General features: G+C 39.4%; 20 protein-coding genes. 4 read left to right on the top strand and 16 right to left on the bottom strand.

The genetic code is table 11. The features are described 5' to 3' along the window. Positions 1 to 50: 50 nt before the first annotated feature. The 16 genes from L0B70_RS03365 to L0B70_RS03290 form a co-directional block, all read right to left on the bottom strand. Positions 51 to 575: a DUF4252 domain-containing protein gene (locus tag L0B70_RS03365; RefSeq protein ID WP_235142900.1), complete on the bottom strand. Its 525-nt coding sequence runs from the start codon at positions 573 to 575 to the stop codon at positions 51 to 53. A 5-nt stretch (positions 576 to 580) separates the two neighbouring features. Then, positions 581 to 1,852: a DUF4252 domain-containing protein gene (locus L0B70_RS03360; protein ID WP_235142899.1), complete on the bottom strand. Its 1,272-nt coding sequence runs from the start codon at positions 1,850 to 1,852 to the stop codon at positions 581 to 583. 12 nt (positions 1,853 to 1,864) lie between these two features. After that, positions 1,865 to 2,527 carry a hypothetical protein gene (locus tag L0B70_RS03355; RefSeq protein ID WP_235142898.1) on the bottom strand — a complete coding sequence of 221 codons (663 nt, stop codon included), beginning with the start codon at positions 2,525 to 2,527 and terminating at the stop codon, positions 1,865 to 1,867. Positions 2,528 to 2,537: 10 nt separating this feature from the next. Then, complete coding sequence (locus L0B70_RS03350) at positions 2,538 to 3,050, bottom strand: RNA polymerase sigma factor (RefSeq protein ID WP_235142897.1); 513 nt, start codon at positions 3,048 to 3,050, stop codon at positions 2,538 to 2,540. A 94-nt stretch (positions 3,051 to 3,144) separates the two neighbouring features. After that, positions 3,145 to 3,444 (bottom strand): type II toxin-antitoxin system RelE/ParE family toxin, encoded by a 300-nt coding sequence (locus L0B70_RS03345; protein ID WP_235142896.1) that lies wholly within the window; start codon positions 3,442 to 3,444, stop codon positions 3,145 to 3,147. After that, positions 3,428 to 3,670 carry a hypothetical protein gene (locus L0B70_RS03340; RefSeq protein ID WP_235142895.1) on the bottom strand — a complete coding sequence of 81 codons (243 nt, stop codon included), beginning with the start codon at positions 3,668 to 3,670 and terminating at the stop codon, positions 3,428 to 3,430. The genes L0B70_RS03345 and L0B70_RS03340 overlap by 17 nt, the downstream gene beginning before the upstream one ends. Before the next feature lie 131 nt (positions 3,671 to 3,801). Beyond that, the gene (locus L0B70_RS03335) at positions 3,802 to 4,215 is read right to left on the bottom strand and encodes a PaaI family thioesterase (protein ID WP_235142894.1); all 414 of its coding nucleotides are present in this window, start codon (positions 4,213 to 4,215) and stop codon (positions 3,802 to 3,804) included. Positions 4,216 to 4,317: 102 nt separating this feature from the next. After that, positions 4,318 to 5,460, bottom strand: a complete 1,143-nt coding sequence (locus tag L0B70_RS03330) for a 3-hydroxyacyl-CoA dehydrogenase NAD-binding domain-containing protein (protein ID WP_235142893.1) — start codon at positions 5,458 to 5,460, stop codon at positions 4,318 to 4,320. Between the two features lie 40 nt (positions 5,461 to 5,500). Continuing rightward, positions 5,501 to 5,851, bottom strand: coding sequence for a four helix bundle protein (locus L0B70_RS03325; RefSeq protein WP_235142892.1), 351 nt, complete (start codon positions 5,849 to 5,851; stop codon positions 5,501 to 5,503). Between the two features lie 39 nt (positions 5,852 to 5,890). Continuing rightward, entirely contained in the window at positions 5,891 to 6,688 is a 798-nt protein-coding gene (locus L0B70_RS03320; RefSeq protein WP_235142891.1) for an enoyl-CoA hydratase-related protein, read from the bottom strand. Between the two features lie 169 nt (positions 6,689 to 6,857). Continuing rightward, positions 6,858 to 7,322 carry a 1,2-phenylacetyl-CoA epoxidase subunit PaaD gene (gene paaD / locus L0B70_RS03315; RefSeq protein WP_235142890.1) on the bottom strand — a complete coding sequence of 155 codons (465 nt, stop codon included), beginning with the start codon at positions 7,320 to 7,322 and terminating at the stop codon, positions 6,858 to 6,860. Between the two features lie 95 nt (positions 7,323 to 7,417). After that, positions 7,418 to 8,167 carry a 1,2-phenylacetyl-CoA epoxidase subunit PaaC gene (paaC, locus tag L0B70_RS03310; protein ID WP_235142889.1) on the bottom strand — a complete coding sequence of 250 codons (750 nt, stop codon included), beginning with the start codon at positions 8,165 to 8,167 and terminating at the stop codon, positions 7,418 to 7,420. Positions 8,168 to 8,318: 151 nt separating this feature from the next. Then, positions 8,319 to 8,600, bottom strand: coding sequence for a 1,2-phenylacetyl-CoA epoxidase subunit PaaB (paaB, locus tag L0B70_RS03305; protein ID WP_235142888.1), 282 nt, complete (start codon positions 8,598 to 8,600; stop codon positions 8,319 to 8,321). Between the two features lie 34 nt (positions 8,601 to 8,634). Next, positions 8,635 to 9,708, bottom strand: coding sequence for a DUF695 domain-containing protein (locus L0B70_RS03300; RefSeq protein WP_235142887.1), 1,074 nt, complete (start codon positions 9,706 to 9,708; stop codon positions 8,635 to 8,637). Then, on the bottom strand, positions 9,705 to 10,934 hold the full coding sequence (hutI, locus tag L0B70_RS03295; protein ID WP_235142886.1) for an imidazolonepropionase: 1,230 nt from the start codon (positions 10,932 to 10,934) through the stop codon (positions 9,705 to 9,707). Before hutI ends, L0B70_RS03300 begins: the two co-directional genes overlap by 4 nt. Before the next feature lie 57 nt (positions 10,935 to 10,991). Continuing rightward, positions 10,992 to 12,137, bottom strand: coding sequence for an MFS transporter (locus tag L0B70_RS03290; protein WP_235142885.1), 1,146 nt, complete (start codon positions 12,135 to 12,137; stop codon positions 10,992 to 10,994). A gap of 155 nt (positions 12,138 to 12,292) precedes the next feature. Here L0B70_RS03290 and ruvB point away from each other — a divergent pair, with 155 nt between their 5' ends. The 4 genes from ruvB to coaE all read left to right on the top strand — a co-directional run bounded on the left by ruvB (position 12,293) and on the right by coaE (position 15,317). After that, positions 12,293 to 13,315, top strand: coding sequence for a Holliday junction branch migration DNA helicase RuvB (gene ruvB / locus L0B70_RS03285; protein WP_235142884.1), 1,023 nt, complete (start codon positions 12,293 to 12,295; stop codon positions 13,313 to 13,315). Positions 13,316 to 13,348: 33 nt separating this feature from the next. Next, complete coding sequence (locus L0B70_RS03280) at positions 13,349 to 13,720, top strand: four helix bundle protein (protein ID WP_235142883.1); 372 nt, start codon at positions 13,349 to 13,351, stop codon at positions 13,718 to 13,720. A gap of 68 nt (positions 13,721 to 13,788) precedes the next feature. Then, positions 13,789 to 14,655, top strand: coding sequence for an MBL fold metallo-hydrolase (locus L0B70_RS03275; protein ID WP_235142882.1), 867 nt, complete (start codon positions 13,789 to 13,791; stop codon positions 14,653 to 14,655). Between the two features lie 23 nt (positions 14,656 to 14,678). Next, positions 14,679 to 15,317: a dephospho-CoA kinase gene (gene coaE, locus L0B70_RS03270; RefSeq protein ID WP_235142881.1), complete on the top strand. Its 639-nt coding sequence runs from the start codon at positions 14,679 to 14,681 to the stop codon at positions 15,315 to 15,317. Positions 15,318 to 15,361 lie beyond the last annotated feature (44 nt).

Genomic DNA, 15,361 nt, shown 5'->3' with positions numbered 1-15,361 from the left:
AGGTGCCGAAATATCTTTCAGCACCTGCTTTTATATTTACAACAAAAAATTTATTTGGTCACTAATTTTTTTACATCATTTTTTTCGGAGTAATTGATGATTCTGGATATATCATCGGCCGTGAATTTTCCGGAGATGTCGACGTAAACCAGATCACTGCCCGAGGCAACTGTAATGAGAAGTTTGCGGATTTCTTCGCCTTTTTGCCGCGCCTGAAAATTAATGGTTTCTTTTTCTTTCCGAATGGTCATCCATTCCTCGTAATTATTTTGAGTTAGAAATTTGGCGTAATCCGCGATCATTTTGTCATTCCCATTTTCTACCGTCATCACCTTTATATCGGAGACTTTTTTAATGAGGTTAATGAGGTCTTCATTTTCGGCATCTTCTCTTAAAGCTCGTTTCACAATTGGTTTCGCGAGAAACATCGGCACATTAACGCTTGTGAATTTTGCGCCTGAGGTCGCATAATTGGAGTTAGCGAAGAAATCCATTTTTGGTTTTGTAGAAACCATGCAGGATTGAAAAGACAGGAGCAGAACGAAGCTTAGAGGTACAAGATATAGTTTTTTCATGATGTTTAGTTTAAAGGTTTAATGCTTCCGCCGCTGGAGGTTTTTGTAGCACCGCCGGAAATCTGGGGATTTCCTTTGTACCGGATCGAGGAGCCTGAACTTGCTGTGCCGGCCAGCGTTTCCAGAGCCTGAACTTTTATGTTGGCGCCCGAAGAAGCATTGGCAGTAACATTGCGCCCAACCAAATTCTGTGCGTTACAAGCGGCGGCGCTGCTTAAGTCGATAGAAACTTTGTCTGCACTTCCATTGATTGTGGACATCGATCCGCTGGTTCCGTCGAGCATAAAAGTTTTTGCTTTTACATCCAGTCTGACGCTGGAACCGGAACTGATATCGACGTTGACGGCGTTTTTGATATTCAGATCTGCGTTCATGTTGGCACCGGAAGAAATTTCTGCGTCGAAATCGTTTTCGTTAATGGTGTTCATGGTGCTGAAAAGCGAACCTGAAGATACTTTCGCAGACGTTAGCCGCGGTGCTTCAACGGTTACAAGCAACTTTTTAAAGTTTAGGTTTTTATTGTTTTTATTTTTCACTGCGATGATTAGAATGCCATTTTCAACTTCGGTAGAAATGTATTGCTGCATGTTCGGATCGGTTTCTACAACTACAGATTGGTTATTTCCTTGCGTATAATTCACTTTAATTCCGCTTGAAACAGAAACTCCTGTAAATTTTCCCACGTTTCGGACCTGCGTAGCGCTGTTCGAACTGATGTTTTCGGTCATCACCGTACTGATGGGCGCGGAATTCTGGGCTTCATTCACCAGTTTATTCACATCATCCATCGAGATTTTTCCGTCCAGCATCATTAAAACCGTATTTCCTTCAGAATTAATGCTTAAAAGCAGGTTGTCTAAGATCCCGTTTTCGGCGTCGGACGACAAAAATTTAATCTTGTTGTCTTTGCTGTGAACCGTCATCAGTTCCTCATACTTCATGTTTTTGATGGAGCTGGTAATGTCCGATTGCAATTTTTGGAATGAATTGAATTTCATTTGGTCCCCGCTGCCAGGCGTTGCAGGAGCTTCGGGTTTTTCGACGATCAGAATTCGCAAACCATTAATTTTGCTGAGCAAGGGCTTGATCTGGTCCAGTTCGGCATCGTCGATGTTCAGCTTGTTCAGCATATTGAACATGGGTTTGGCGATCTTTATGGAAGTAACGCCGTCCGATTCCTGGTATTTTTCGAAAAGCTGATCCAGTTTGTCTTTCTGCGCATTAATCAGGAAGAAATGCGAAAAGAAGAGGGCGAATATGATAAGTAATTTTTGCATGATAATTAATTTTTAATAATCGTTATTAAAGCTGTTGATTGCCTCGGTAGAGGCCACTGTTTTAGAAACATTTTCAGACAGAATGCGGAAGGAGTATTTCGTGAGATCGATGGCTTCCTGTTCGCTTTCTATTTTCTGACCGTTGATGATGACGAAATTGGATTTGTAGTCGATATTTTTCTCCGCGGGTTTTTTTGCAGATTTTTCCGGAGAATTTTGAACGTACTGCGGTTGGGAAACGCGTCGGATGCGGCCTCTTTTTGGCAGAATTTTTTCTACGACATCGGCATCATATTTAAAAGAAGTTGAATCGGAGAGCAAGCTGTCGGAAACTACATTTACAGAATCTTTGGTTTGCAGCGCCACGATCTCGGTGCCGTTTCCAAAACTGTTTTTCTGTTTCAGGATTTCGTTTTTTACCAAAGTGTCTTTTTCATCGATGTTCGACCGGTTATTTTTGTTGAAGAAAATTCCAAGGGAAACAAGCAGTACAAGACTTGCTGCCATTAGAAATATTTTCGGAAGAGTGCTGCCTTTTGTTTTTGAAACCAAGGGTATATTTTTCTTCGGTTTCTCAGTTTCAGCCAAAAAATCTTCAAAATCCCAGGTCATTTTTTCGTCTTTCAGTTCCTGAAAGATTTCCGTGTATTTTTTGTCTTGCCCGTTCGTTTTCATCTCTAAATTTTTATAAATTTTCGATCATTTTTTCTTCAAAAGTCATCAGTTTTTGGATCTGGTCTTTAACTTTTTGCCGTGCTCTCATCAAGTTGACGCGCACTGCGTTTTCCTCCATTTCCAGCATCTCCGAGATTTCAGAGACTTCGTATTCTTCGACATCTTTCAGGTGAATGACAGCTTTCTGTTTCTCCGGCAGCTGATTGATAAAACCGACGATCTGTTCCTTTAAATTATTGGTTTCTACCTGATAAAGCTCACTTCTGTGCATTTGAAAATCTGCAAAACCCATTTTCACATCGTGATGCTTCAATCTGTTCAGGCATTCATTTTTCACCGATTTTAAGGCGTAGGATTTCAGATTCCCGAAGGTCGCGAGTTCTTCTTTTTTCTGCCAAAATTTCATCATCAAATCCTGTACAACGTCTTCTGCTTCGTCACTGCTCATCACGAATCTTTTCGCAAAACGGTACATCTCATCCTTGAGACAGAATACCGTATTTTTAAAAATATCGTGGGTCATAGTTTTGTTTCTATCAGTAAGACAACTAATTTCGGAAATATATTACATCAAAATAAAAAAAACTTCAAAAATGATTTTGAAGTTGGTAGCAGAACTATATTTGGAGAATATCAGGACTTTGTCTATTGGAAAAGAAAGATAGAATCTGTATTTCATTTTCTTTAATTCTAAAATACATAGAATTAAATTTTAAGATGACCGCTTTTCTTATATTTTCTTTTTCTGTAGAAGGAAAAATGGTCGGGTTACGACTTATGATCGCTAAAATCCGCTCGATTTCTTCGGCCAACCGACTGATTTCCCGCTGTGAAAATTTCGTTTCAAGGTAATGTATCGTGTCTTGAAGTTCCGCTAAAGCATGGTCAGTCCAAACAATTTCATAAATATTTACCATAAATCTCACGTGCATTTGAATGTGGATTTAGCTTTTCTGCCTCTGCATCTTCAAGACCTTTTTTTATAGATTTTTTTTCCTGATCAGAAATTTCATCCCACCAATCTTTCTTCTTTTCGTGAGAAATGATATCTGAAATTTTTTCTAAAACTCCTAGATCTTCGACGGTTGATAACCATTGAATAATTTCGAGTTTTTTATTCTGAATATGTAACTGCGTCTCCATTTCTAAATTTTAATCAAAGTTAGAAATTAATTTTGAAGTTTATTTAAAAAGACGCAGATCACTAATTTTGCGACATTTCGCAATGGTATTTTTTGAAATAATCTTTTGTTCCTTTTTAAAGGTAAAACAAATTATAAATCCGTCACCTTTTTCTCAATTTTATAAACCGTTCCACGAAAAGTCGCCACCAAAACTTTGTTTTGATTGGTGATGGAAATATCATAAACGCCGATTTTTCGCGTGTCGGAAATCAAAACGCTTTCTGCGGTTAAAATATCTCCCAAGCGAATCGCTTTCGTAAAATTCATGGAACAATGTAAAGCAACAGAAGCTTCATTGGTATTATTGCTCGAAAAAGCCAGCGCCGAATCCGCGAGAGAAAAAGTTACACCGCCGTGAACCGTTTTAAGTCCGTTGATCATTTCCTGTTTTACAGGCATTTCAATGAGACAATATTTTTCCCGTATGTCGATGAGTTTGATTCCCATCCATCGGGAGAAATGATCCTGGTTGAGCATGTATTGGGCGAGTGCGAGTGGAGTCATAAAATGAATTTGAAAATGTGATAATTTGAAAATGAGATAATTTGAAAATGAGATAATTTATAAAGTTTGGAATTATTTTCAAATTCTCAAATTTATTAATTCTCAAATTTTTCTGAGAAGCGGACTTTGTCGGTATCGTTCTTCCTGATATGTTTCGTAAAGATCTTGAAGCGTTTCTGAAATTTTGTCGAAACCAATCTCCTCTCCCCATGCCAACAAGCCTTTTGGGTAATTCACGCCTTTCTGCATCGCCAGTTCGATGGCTTCATCGTCGGCAATTCCCAAGCGTTTTGCTTCCACCGCTTCGTTGATGAGCATTGAAATAATTCTTAAAAATATTTCTGCGTAAAGCTGATCGTCCTTAATATCTTGACTCTTGACTCTTGACTCTTGGTTCTCTATCGAATAATCATAAAATCCTTTGCCGGTTTTTCGGCCGTGGAGCTTGGCCTCGCTCATTCTTTGCTGAAGCAAACTCGGTTTGTATTTCGGATCGAAAAAATAATCTGCGTAAACCGTTTTAGTTACTGAAAAATTGACGTCAATTCCGATAAGATCCATGAGTTCAAAAGGTCCCATTTTGAAATTCCCCAAAGTCCGCATCGCCTCATCAACCTGTTCCGGCGTGGCGATATTTTCCTCCACAATTCTTAAAGCTTCGCCGTAAAAAGGACGGGCGATTCGGTTTACGATAAAGCCGGGAACATCTTTCGCGATCACGGGAATTTTGCCCCAACTCTTCATTAAAATTGTAATTTCCTCTGCTAAACTTTTTTCGGTTAATAATCCCGGAATCACTTCCACCAAAGGCATTAACGGCGCCGGATTGAAAAAGTGAATTCCAATAAAACGTTTCGGATTTTTTAGTTCAGAAGATAGCGACGTGATCGAAATCGAAGAAGTATTGCTTGAAATAATACATTCATCAGAAACAATTTCTTCCAGTTGCTGAAAAACTTTCGTCTTGATTTCTTTATTTTCAATGATGGCTTCAATCACCAAATCACAATCTTTAAAATCCTGAAGTTCCGAACAAGGCTTAATTTTATTAAAAATCTCTTCGCTTTTCTCCGCAGTGATTTTCTGTTTTTCAACTAGTCGAGCCAGAACTTTTTTCAGACTTGCCAATGATTTTTGGGTCTGCGCTGAATTTTGATCATATAAATAAACCTCACAACCGGAAGTTGCGGCAACTTGTGCGATTCCAATTCCCATGGTGCCGGAGCCGATAATTCCTACTTTCATAATTTTAATTTGAAAATTTGATAATGTGTTAATTTGGAAATTAGGATTTAGATGTGGAAATAATTTTGGAGAGAATCAACTGAATGGCTTTTAAATGATCAAACATTTCTTCCGCAGGCGAAGTTAAAACGTTAGAATGTTTGCATAAAAGCAACCAATATTCTACTTCATCAGCTTCTTTTGCTGCAATTTTCATTTTGTGTATAAAATCAGCTTTGCTTTCTGCATTCTGGCTTTCTCTAACATTAGCGCCGATTGAAGTTCCTGAGCTGAAAATTTGATGTGCCAGTGAGAATCTCTTTTGGTCGAAAAATATTTCAGAAAATTCGATAATCTTCAGTGCAAAATCAAAAGTTTTAATAACGATTATATTTTCTTTATCATTTCTCATGATTCTCAAATTTTCAAATTACCACATTTTCAAATCAACTTATTTTCCCTTATATTCCGGTTTTCTTTTTTCTAAAAATGCAGATACACCTTCCATGAAATCTTCAGATTCTGCGGCTTCCTGCTGTAAAATTCCTTCCACATCCAATTGTTGGCTCAGGGAATTTTCATAAGATTCGTTAAACGCTTTTTTCGTGAGCGCGATGGCTTTGGTCGGTAAATTTGAAAGCTGTTCCAAAATTCCCATTGCATTTACAAGAAAATTTTCGTCCTCGAAAACATCTGCAATCAATCCTAAATTTTTCGCTTCCGTTGCCGATAATTTTTTGCCGGTAAAGGCGAGGTAATTTGCCTGCTGTCTGCCCAAAAGTTTCGGCAGCCAATACGTTCCGCCCGTATCCGGAATCAAACCGATATTTACGAAGGCCTGCGAAAAATAGGAAGATTCTGTCGCTAAAGTAAAGTCGCAGATCAATGCCAGCATCGCGCCCGCGCCAACCGCAGGTCCATTAACCAAAGAAATAACGGGCTTTCTGGCTTTCGAAATTTCTTTTACCAAAGGATTATAAAAATCGATGACCATACGCTGTATCACCCGTTCTTCCTCCGGATCGCTGAAAGACATGGCATCCTTTAAATTTTGTCCGGAACAAAAAGCTTTTCCACGTCCTGAAATCGCCAAACAGCGAACGTTCTCGTCCCGACTTCCTTCATGAATAAAGGTTCGGAGTTCAGTTAGTAAAGTTTTATTTAAACTGTTGTAAGTTTTTTCGTCGTTGAGATAAGCGATCTGTAATTTTCCGTCGAGGTGAGATTCTATTTCGAGCTGTTTATACATAGTGTTAATTTGAAAATTTAAAAATTTGGAAATTCTTTAATGAGTTTAAATTTAATTTTGAATTAAAGTGTGTTAACAAAGATAAACTCTTAATAATTATAAAAATAAAGCTTTGAAAAGGGATTTTTTAAAACATCAAATCTTCAAATTGCCACATTTTCAAATTGAGTTAATGACATTTAAAATAATCGAAAGGTTCCAGACAATCGTTGCACTGGTAACTGGCTTTACAAAGCGTAGAACCGAAACGGCTGATCTGTTTGGTGTTTTCGGATCCGCATCTCGGACATTTTTTGGGGATGTTTAGATGGTCTTCATGATTTCCTTTTTCGGGCGGCGTAATTCCGTAAGCGCGCAGTTTTTCCCGGGCTTCGTCGGTGATCCAGTCCGTCGTCCAAATGGGAGAAATTTTGGTGATCACTTTTGCCGTAATTTCTTTTTCCTTAAAAAGTTTGATGATGTCTTCTTCAATATTAAACATGGCCGGACAGGCCGAATACGTCGGCGTGATCACGATTTCTACTTGGTTGTCGGAAACCCTTTTGGCTTCCCGCACAATGCCGAGTTCCACGATATTAATGACGGGAATTTCGGGGTCCGGAATTTGGGAAAGAAGTTCTAAAAGATTGTTCAAAATAATCGAGAATTTGATGATTTGAAAATGTGACGAGTTGAGAATGAGGTCATTTAATTATCAAATTTACTCATTCTCAAATTCTCAAATTGAAATTACCAGGCGCAGTTTGGATAGGTTCTCTGCATATATTGCAGTTCACATAAAATAAAACCAAAATATTCTGTGTGATAACCGGTTCGCGATCCTTTTTGCATAAAGTCACTGTCCGGGATTGCGATGCCGAAATTTTGAAAATCTTCCTCGATTGTTTTTGTCCAGATTTCGTGCAGATTTCTACTGTTTGGAACAACATCTAATTTTGCCAGATCTTCTTCACCTTGCGTTTCCGCAAACATTCCGCCGGTGTATTCCCACAAATTTTCGACCGCATTTTTTAAGCGCATTTTGCTTTCTTCAGTTCCGCCCGCAAACATTTTGATCCAGGTTGAAGTGTGCGTATAATGGTATTTTACTTCTTTCAGAGATTTTTCAGCGATTGCTGCAAGCTGTTCATCGCTGCTTTTCATCAATTCCGTGTAAAGAATTTTCTGATAAACCGCGAAGAAATAAACCTTCAAAATCGTGTTTGCATAATCACCGTTCGGTAGCTCGGAAAGTTGGCAATTCAGGTATTCCTTTTCCAAACGCAGGAAAGCCAGATCATCTTCAGTTTTCCCCAAATCCTGAATTTGTGCCGCGTATTTGTAGAAATTATTCGATTGTCCCAGATAATCCAAAGCAATATTCGTCAAGGCAATATCTTCTTCCAGATACGGCCCCTGCCCGCACAATTCGCCCAGTCTTTGACCATAGATCAAAGTGTCGTCAGCTAATTTTAAAGTATAGTTATAAAGTGGATTCATTTTTTTTAAATTTTTAGACATGAGATGTAGAGATTGGAGACTTTAAGATTGGAGATATGAGATGTTCTCGCGAAATGTGTTTCCTAGCAGAATATTCTACCATCAACTTTCTCCGTCTTGTATCTAATAGTCAATCATCTCTTCGTCTATTCTACATGTTTTTCACGTCATTCGGGATCTCATAAAAAGTAGGGTGCCGATAGAGTTTATCATCTGCCGGATCGAAAAAAGCTTCTTTGTCGATTCCCTCAGAAGTCACCAAATATTTGCTCGGTACGACCCAAATAGAGGTTCCTTCCATTCTTCGGGTATAAACATCTCTTGCAGCCTGCAGTGCCATTTCTGCGGTCGCGGCCTGTACGATTCCGGCGTGTTTATGGGAAAGTCCGGGTTTTGTTTGTATGAAAACTTCCCATACATCTAAGTTGCTCATTAAAGTTTAATTTAGGTTTTAAAGATAAAGATTTTTAATGAATTCCATATCTTTCGAAGGATTGCCAGTACTTGTCTTTATAAATTTCAAAGTTCATTTTGTATTCCGGATATTTTTGAACGGTTTCTGCGAGAACTTTAGAAATCTTTCGGAAGTCTTTGCTCACAAAATAAATTTCTCTTAAATTTTCCGCCGTTTCGCGACCCAAATTGAGGTTTCCTTCCGTCGTTTTTAGTTCAATCATTATTTCATCTTCGATAATATTGAACATGTCGTAATCTTTATCATCCGGGAAGCCGTTTTCTTCATCGCCCACAAACTCAATCCGTAAAACTGAAATCCAGGGATGCGAAGCTTTTTCATTCCACTGCAACAAATCCACATTTACGGTGGCGAGCAAGGGAGAACCATTTTCCAGCGTACCTTCCAGTAAAGAATAGGAATCTTCGGTCGTGGTCATTTTAGCGCCTTCGTATTTTTCGGTGAATTCTCTTTCGCGCCAACCGAGGAAATCCTTCAGTTTTTCAATTGGAATGAGATCTTTTTCTGCCTCATTTTTTCCTTTGATGCTAAAATTATCAATTTGTGTGGCAAAATTTAATTCACCCAAATAATTGTCGATGAATAAATAGGTGCCGCTAATGAGCTCGCTTTCATTTTGACTGTTAAGGTCTTCATGTACAAAAACCAAATCAATCTCGTCCGGATAATCCTCATCATCGTTGGAGTAGAAGTAAATGCTGTCTTTATGAAACACGTGATCGCTCATTTCGATATAAATTTTTTCGATATCGGTTTCGGGTTTTAAGGCCGTGAATTTCCAGTGTTCCAGCGTTGGCGCTGCCTTGATGAGTTCTTCCGCATAAACGATATCTTTGATATTTCCGTCTACGGTGACAATCATTTCGGCCGTATTTTCCCCAGACATTCCCGCAAGAACGAAGAAATTTTGATTGATGTGCTGAAGTTTTGGCGCAATTCGATTGAAGAATTTCGCTTCCACATCACCGCGCTCTTTGATGGCGTCGAAAAAATCGTTTTGATGCTTTTTAAACCAAGTCCAAAAGTCCAGATACCGTATTTCGCTTTTTTTTACTTCTTGAATCATAAGTTCTGTTTTTCTCCGTCAATAAAAACAGATGCTGCTTGTAAACGCCCCTGTTGATAAAGAATATTCTGAAAATTATCAGTCCTGAAAGTAACGAAATCGGCTTTTCTGCCTTTTTCCAAAGTTCCGCGGTCTTCCAAATTCAAAGCAAAAGCCGAGCGAAAAGTAATTCCGGCCAAAACTTCTGCCGTCGAAAGTTTTTCGAACGTGGCCAAAATGGAGGCCTGAGTAATTAAATTTCCCATGGGTGCCGACCCCGGATTCCAGTCTGAGGCGATGGCAAGAATTCCACCTGCATCCAGAATTTTTCGGGCTGGTGTAAATTTTTCGCCCAACCCTAAACTGGCACCGGGAAGCGCAGTTGCAACGGTATCAGATTCAGCGATAAACCGGATGTCTTCATCAACTGTAGCTTCCAAATGATCGGCTGATTTTGCGCCTACTTCGACGGCGATTCGGGAGCTTCCTGACGTGAACTGGTCCGCGTGAACGGTAATTTCAAAGCCTAATTCTTTCGCCTTTAATAAAAATTCTTTGCTTTCTTCCGGTAAAAAGGCGGATTTTTCAATGAAAATGTCAACGCGTTGCGCTAAGTTTTCTTCTTTTACTTTGGGTAAAATTTCCTCCAAAATATAGGTTAAATATTCCTCAGAACTTCCGGCGAAATCGCGCGGTTTTAAATGGGCGGAAAGGCACGTGGGAACCAAAGTCGCTTTCGTAATCTTCTGTGCTTTTTTGATAACGCGCAACATTTTCAGTTCATTTTCCACATCCAAACCGTAGCCGGATTTTATTTCGATCGTTGTAATTCCTAATGAAATCAGGAAATTAATTCTTTCTAAAGTTGTTTTCAGTAATTCTCCTTCGCTCGCGGCTCTCGTGTGCTGCACGGAACTCCAAATTCCGCCGCCGGTCTCCGCAATTTCGAGATAGGTTTTTCCCGCATTCCGCAGGGCAAAGTCGTTCGCGCGGTTTCCGCCAAAACAAATATGCGTGTGAGAATCGGTGAACGCGGGCAAACAAACCTGTTCATTTTCGGTCAGTTCAAGTTCAGCATCAGGAAATTCGTCCTTTAAATTTTGAAAAGATCCTGTTTTTAAAATTTTACCTTCATTCACTAAAATTCCACCTTCAGCAATAATTTCAAGCTCATCATCTGAAAGTTTACCGCGCAAAGGAAGATTGGCGAGCGTAACAATTTGTTTGAAAGGACCGGTTAACTTCATGATTCTGATTTTATAAATTCAAAAATTAAGACAGATTATTTTTAAGAAAAAATTGTTCTATTGCCACTTTTTTAAATGGTCAAAAACCATTTTAGACAGCGGAATAAACATCAAGCCGGCGAGGATAAATACAATAAAGGCTTTCTGCAGGCCAAACGCGCTGGCGAGATAACCGATTATTGGCGGTCCTAAAAACATACCGACCGTAGAATACGTTCCGATGATCGACATCACGATCGCTACGGAATATTTTTTGGCTTTGCCGGCGAGGATAAAAGTCATCGGATAAAGGCCGGAAACGCCAAAACCTACCATTCCAAATCCGATAAGAACAGGATAAAGATAAGGGAAAATTGTGGCAAGAAGGATTCCGAGAATGATGAGCACAGAACTGGCAATATAGAGTTTTTGCATGCCAAAATATTCCATCAATTTATCGATACTTAAGCGCGAAATCGTCATGCAGATCATTAAAAGCAGATAGCCGTAAGTAAAGACTTCCTGTTTTACGATTTCCTGCAGGTAAACGCCGTTCCAGTCGTACATTCCGCCTTCGCAGATCGCAGCGAAAAAGACGATAAATCCGAGGAGAGAAATATATTTGCTTGGTTTTCCTAATTTAAATTTAGTGCCAACCTTCGATCTGTCGTTTTTGATGAGCATCGGAAACATGAAAACTGTGATGACCAAACCAAATAGCGCGACGTATAAAAAATGCCAAAAAATGGAGATTTCATAGTTCAACATGATGGTGGAGAAAAGCACGCCCACAATTCCGCCAATACTCCAAACGCCGTGAAAAGAGCCTATGATTTTCTTTTCAAATTTCTGCTGAACCGAAATCGACTGCGTGTTGATGGAAATATTGATGATTCGGAGTGCGATTGAAAAAAAGAACAAGGAAATAGAAATTCCGAGGAGTGAAAGTCCCCAACTCAAAGAAAAAAGAGAAACTATAAACAAAATACTGGCAATTTGCATAGGGATTCGACTGTCGAATTTTGCGACGAGAAACCCCGAAAGTGGAATGCCGATGAGGGCACTTGCAGGCAATATCATTAATAAATTTCCTAAATCTCCTTCTGTCAGCTGGTAGATGGTTTTGAGCGTAGGAATCCTGGAAGCCCAGGAAGAGAAACAAATTCCGGACAATAAAAAGTATGCAGACAGTGCAATTCTTTCCTTTTGAGGGGTTGAAAACATATCCGGCAAAATTACGAATTTATACGCCCACGAATCGAGTGTTTTTAGGAGAAAAGTTCGAAATTATAAAGTGCTTTTCCACCCAAATTAATTTGTTTTAAATGACAAGAATTTTTCCCTCTAAAAATTTTCTATCTTTGACTAAATTTTAAAAAATGCCCGATTTTCTGCATCCAGATCAAGATAATTTTTCCGACGACGAACTCATTCAGGAAGAAAAAATCCGGCCGCAGAGTTTTCAGGATTTCGCGGGACAGCGCAAAACGCTGGATAATCTGGAGGTTTTTGTGGCTGCGGCGAAAAACCGCGGCGGCGCTTTGGATCATGTTCTTTTACACGGCCCGCCGGGTTTGGGGAAAACCACTTTAGCACATATTATTGCAAACGAACTGGGCGTCGGATGTAAAATAACGTCCGGTCCGGTTTTGGATAAACCCGGAAGTTTGGCAGGCCTGCTCACGAATTTAGAGGAAAACGATGTGCTGTTCATCGATGAAATTCACCGTCTTTCGCCGATCGTAGAAGAGTATTTATATTCGGCCATGGAAGATTATAAGATCGATATCATGCTCGAAAGCGGTCCGAATGCACGAAGTGTGCAGATCGGATTGAATCCTTTTACCTTAGTTGGCGCAACCACGAGAAGCGGAATGTTAACAAAACCCATGCTCGCGCGGTTCGGAATTCAGAGCCGGTTGGAGTATTACACAATTGAACTTTTATCGATGATCATCGGAAGAAGCGCCAGAGTTTTGGAGGTAAAGATCTACGAAGATGCTGCTATGGAAATTGCCAGGCGAAGTCGCGGTACACCCAGAATTGCAAATGCTTTATTGCGAAGAGTGCGCGATTTCGCGGAAATCAAAGGAAATGGTGAAATTGAAATCAATATTACAAAATTTGCTTTGAATTCTTTAAATGTTGATGAATTCGGTCTTGATGATATGGATAACCGCATTATGCGCGTGATGATCGAAAATTTCCGGGGGAAACCGGTGGGAATCTCGGCTTTGGCAACATCGATTGGTGAAAATCCCGAAACCTTGGAAGAAGTTTATGAACCGTTTTTAATTCAGGAAGGTTTTATAATCCGCACGCCGCGAGGAAGAGAAGTGACGGAAAAAGCATACAAACACTTGCAGATTGCGATTCCCAAAAGACCCGATGAACTTTTTTAAATAATAATTAAAAAGTAATAATGAATAACTTGAATGGAAACTAATTTTCAACAAAGGGATAATATTATTAGGAGTAAATCATTTGATTTTTCTGTTAGAATTGTCAACTTGTACAAAATCCTTTATTATGAAAGAAATGAAAAGACAGTTTCCAACCAATTGATAAGATGTGCTACGTCGGTCGGAGCAAATATTGAAGAGGCAATTGCAGCATTTAGCAAAAAAGAATTTATATTTAAACTTCAAATTTCTTACAAAGAAGCGTTCGAGAGCAGATATTGGTTAAAACTTCTTTTTAAGACCGAATATATTAGTCAAGCAGAATACGAATCGCTACTCTTTGATATTGAAGAGATCATCAAAATTATGACCGCAATCTTAAAATCATCAAAGGGAAATCAGTAAGTTTTACTCAGTATGATGCAAAAGCTATTAAGCCCTTATTTATTAATCATTAATTATTCATTTTTAATATGAAACTCTACCCAATCCAGTGTGGAAAATTTAAATTAGATGGCGGTGCCATGTTCGGCGTCGTTCCGAAAACTCTTTGGGAACGGACAAACCCCGCCGACGAAAGAAACCTCATCGAACTCGGAACGCGGTCGCTTTTGGTGGAAGACGGTAAAAAGCTCATCCTCATCGATTGCGGTTTGGGTAATAAACAGGACGAGAAATTCTTTGGACATTATTCGCTTTGGGGCGACGATACGCTGGAGAAAAATTTAAAAAAATATGGCTTCGTAAAAGAAGATATTACCGATGTCTTTCTTACGCACCTTCATTTCGACCATTGCGGCGGCGCGATAGAATGGAATGACGATCGTACCGGTTACCGGTCTGCCTTTAAAAACGCCAATTTCTGGACGAATGAAGACCATTGGAAATGGGCCACGGAACCAAATCCGCGGGAAAAGGCAAGTTTTTTGAAGGAGAACATTATCCCGATTCAGGAAAGTGGACAGCTGAATTTTCTACCTATTCCGCAAAATGGAAATTATGGTTTCGCGCCGGATTTAAAGATGGATGTTATTTTTGTAGACGGACATACGGACAAGCAGATGCTTCCGGTGATTCAGTATCAGGAAAAAACCATTGTCTTTGCGGCCGATTTAATTCCGACCGTGGGACATATTCCGCAGGTTTATGTGATGGGTTACGATACGCGACCACTGTTGACGATGGAAGAAAAAGCGAAATTCTTGAAACAGTGTGTGGATAATGATTATCTGTTGTTTTTCGAACACGATGCGCACAACGAACTCGCCAGTTTAAAAATGACAGAAAAAGGCATTCGCCTGGATGAAACTTTCAGCATGAACGAAGTTTTTGGCTATTAAGATTAAAACATTAAAATAAAGTTATGGTAGAAGAAGAACCTGAACCCGAACCCAGGGAAAGTAAAAAAATCATAGGGATTACCGGCGGCATTGGCTCCGGGAAAACCACCGTCTCGAAATTTATTGAAGAAGCAGGTTTTCCTGTTTATTACTCGGATGTCCGTGCAAAAGACATTGTGAATAACAATCCGCCTTTGGAGCGGCAGATCAAAAACCTTTTGGGAGAAAGAGCCTACGATGAGAATGGATTCTACAGCCGCAGGTATGTCGGCGAAATTGTTTTTAATGATGAAGATATGCTGAATCAGTTAAATTCCCTCATTCATCCCGCAGTTAAAGTCGATTTTGAAAACTGGGTTCAGGAACACAATACACCCTTTGTGTTTAAGGAAACTGCGCTTTTGTTTGAATTGAAGCTGAACGAAAGTTGTTATAAATCGATCCTGATTACCGCGGACGACAATTGCCGCCTGAAAAGAGTGATGGATCGCGATAATAAAACGTATCGCGAAGTAGAAACCATTATGCAGAACCAAATGCCTGAAAAGGATAAAATAAAATTCGCAGATTTCATTATTTATAATAACGACGGTCTGGCAGAATTAAAAGCGCAAACGCATCAGATCTTACTCGAATTGAAGAACGATCTAGTTGAAAAGTAAACCTCAACAAAAAATAAAAAAACCTGAATCCAGTAAATTCAGGT

Source organism: Kaistella sp. 97-N-M2 (assembly GCF_021513235.1).
Taxonomy (GTDB): Bacteria; Bacteroidota; Bacteroidia; order Flavobacteriales; family Weeksellaceae; genus Kaistella.
This window is presented reverse-complemented; position numbering and strand designations above follow the sequence as displayed.

Bases quoted from the DNA above. Each gene is read 5' to 3' on its own strand.
- L0B70_RS03365 (WP_235142900.1), bottom strand. From the start codon at position 575: ATGAAAAAACTATATCTTGTACCTCTAAGCTTCGTTCTGCTCCTGTCT.
- L0B70_RS03360 (WP_235142899.1), bottom strand. From the start codon at position 1,852: ATGCAAAAATTACTTATCATATTCGCCCTCTTCTTTTCGCATTTCTTC.
- L0B70_RS03355 (WP_235142898.1), bottom strand. From the start codon at position 2,527: ATGAAAACGAACGGGCAAGACAAAAAATACACGGAAATCTTTCAGGAA.
- L0B70_RS03350 (WP_235142897.1), bottom strand. From the start codon at position 3,050: ATGACCCACGATATTTTTAAAAATACGGTATTCTGTCTCAAGGATGAG.
- L0B70_RS03345 (WP_235142896.1), bottom strand. From the start codon at position 3,444: ATGGTAAATATTTATGAAATTGTTTGGACTGACCATGCTTTAGCGGAA.
- L0B70_RS03340 (WP_235142895.1), bottom strand. From the start codon at position 3,670: ATGGAGACGCAGTTACATATTCAGAATAAAAAACTCGAAATTATTCAA.
- L0B70_RS03335 (WP_235142894.1), bottom strand. From the start codon at position 4,215: ATGACTCCACTCGCACTCGCCCAATACATGCTCAACCAGGATCATTTC.
- L0B70_RS03330 (WP_235142893.1), bottom strand. From the start codon at position 5,460: ATGAAAGTAGGAATTATCGGCTCCGGCACCATGGGAATTGGAATCGCA.
- L0B70_RS03325 (WP_235142892.1), bottom strand. From the start codon at position 5,851: ATGAGAAATGATAAAGAAAATATAATCGTTATTAAAACTTTTGATTTT.
- L0B70_RS03320 (WP_235142891.1), bottom strand. From the start codon at position 6,688: ATGTATAAACAGCTCGAAATAGAATCTCACCTCGACGGAAAATTACAG.
- paaC (WP_235142889.1), bottom strand. From the start codon at position 8,167: ATGAATCCACTTTATAACTATACTTTAAAATTAGCTGACGACACTTTG.
- paaB (WP_235142888.1), bottom strand. From the start codon at position 8,600: ATGAGCAACTTAGATGTATGGGAAGTTTTCATACAAACAAAACCCGGA.
- L0B70_RS03300 (WP_235142887.1), bottom strand. From the start codon at position 9,708: ATGATTCAAGAAGTAAAAAAAAGCGAAATACGGTATCTGGACTTTTGG.
- hutI (WP_235142886.1), bottom strand. From the start codon at position 10,934: ATGAAGTTAACCGGTCCTTTCAAACAAATTGTTACGCTCGCCAATCTT.
- L0B70_RS03290 (WP_235142885.1), bottom strand. From the start codon at position 12,137: ATGTTTTCAACCCCTCAAAAGGAAAGAATTGCACTGTCTGCATACTTT.
- ruvB (WP_235142884.1), top strand. From the start codon at position 12,293: ATGCCCGATTTTCTGCATCCAGATCAAGATAATTTTTCCGACGACGAA.
- L0B70_RS03280 (WP_235142883.1), top strand. From the start codon at position 13,349: ATGGAAACTAATTTTCAACAAAGGGATAATATTATTAGGAGTAAATCA.
- L0B70_RS03275 (WP_235142882.1), top strand. From the start codon at position 13,789: ATGAAACTCTACCCAATCCAGTGTGGAAAATTTAAATTAGATGGCGGT.
- coaE (WP_235142881.1), top strand. From the start codon at position 14,679: ATGGTAGAAGAAGAACCTGAACCCGAACCCAGGGAAAGTAAAAAAATC.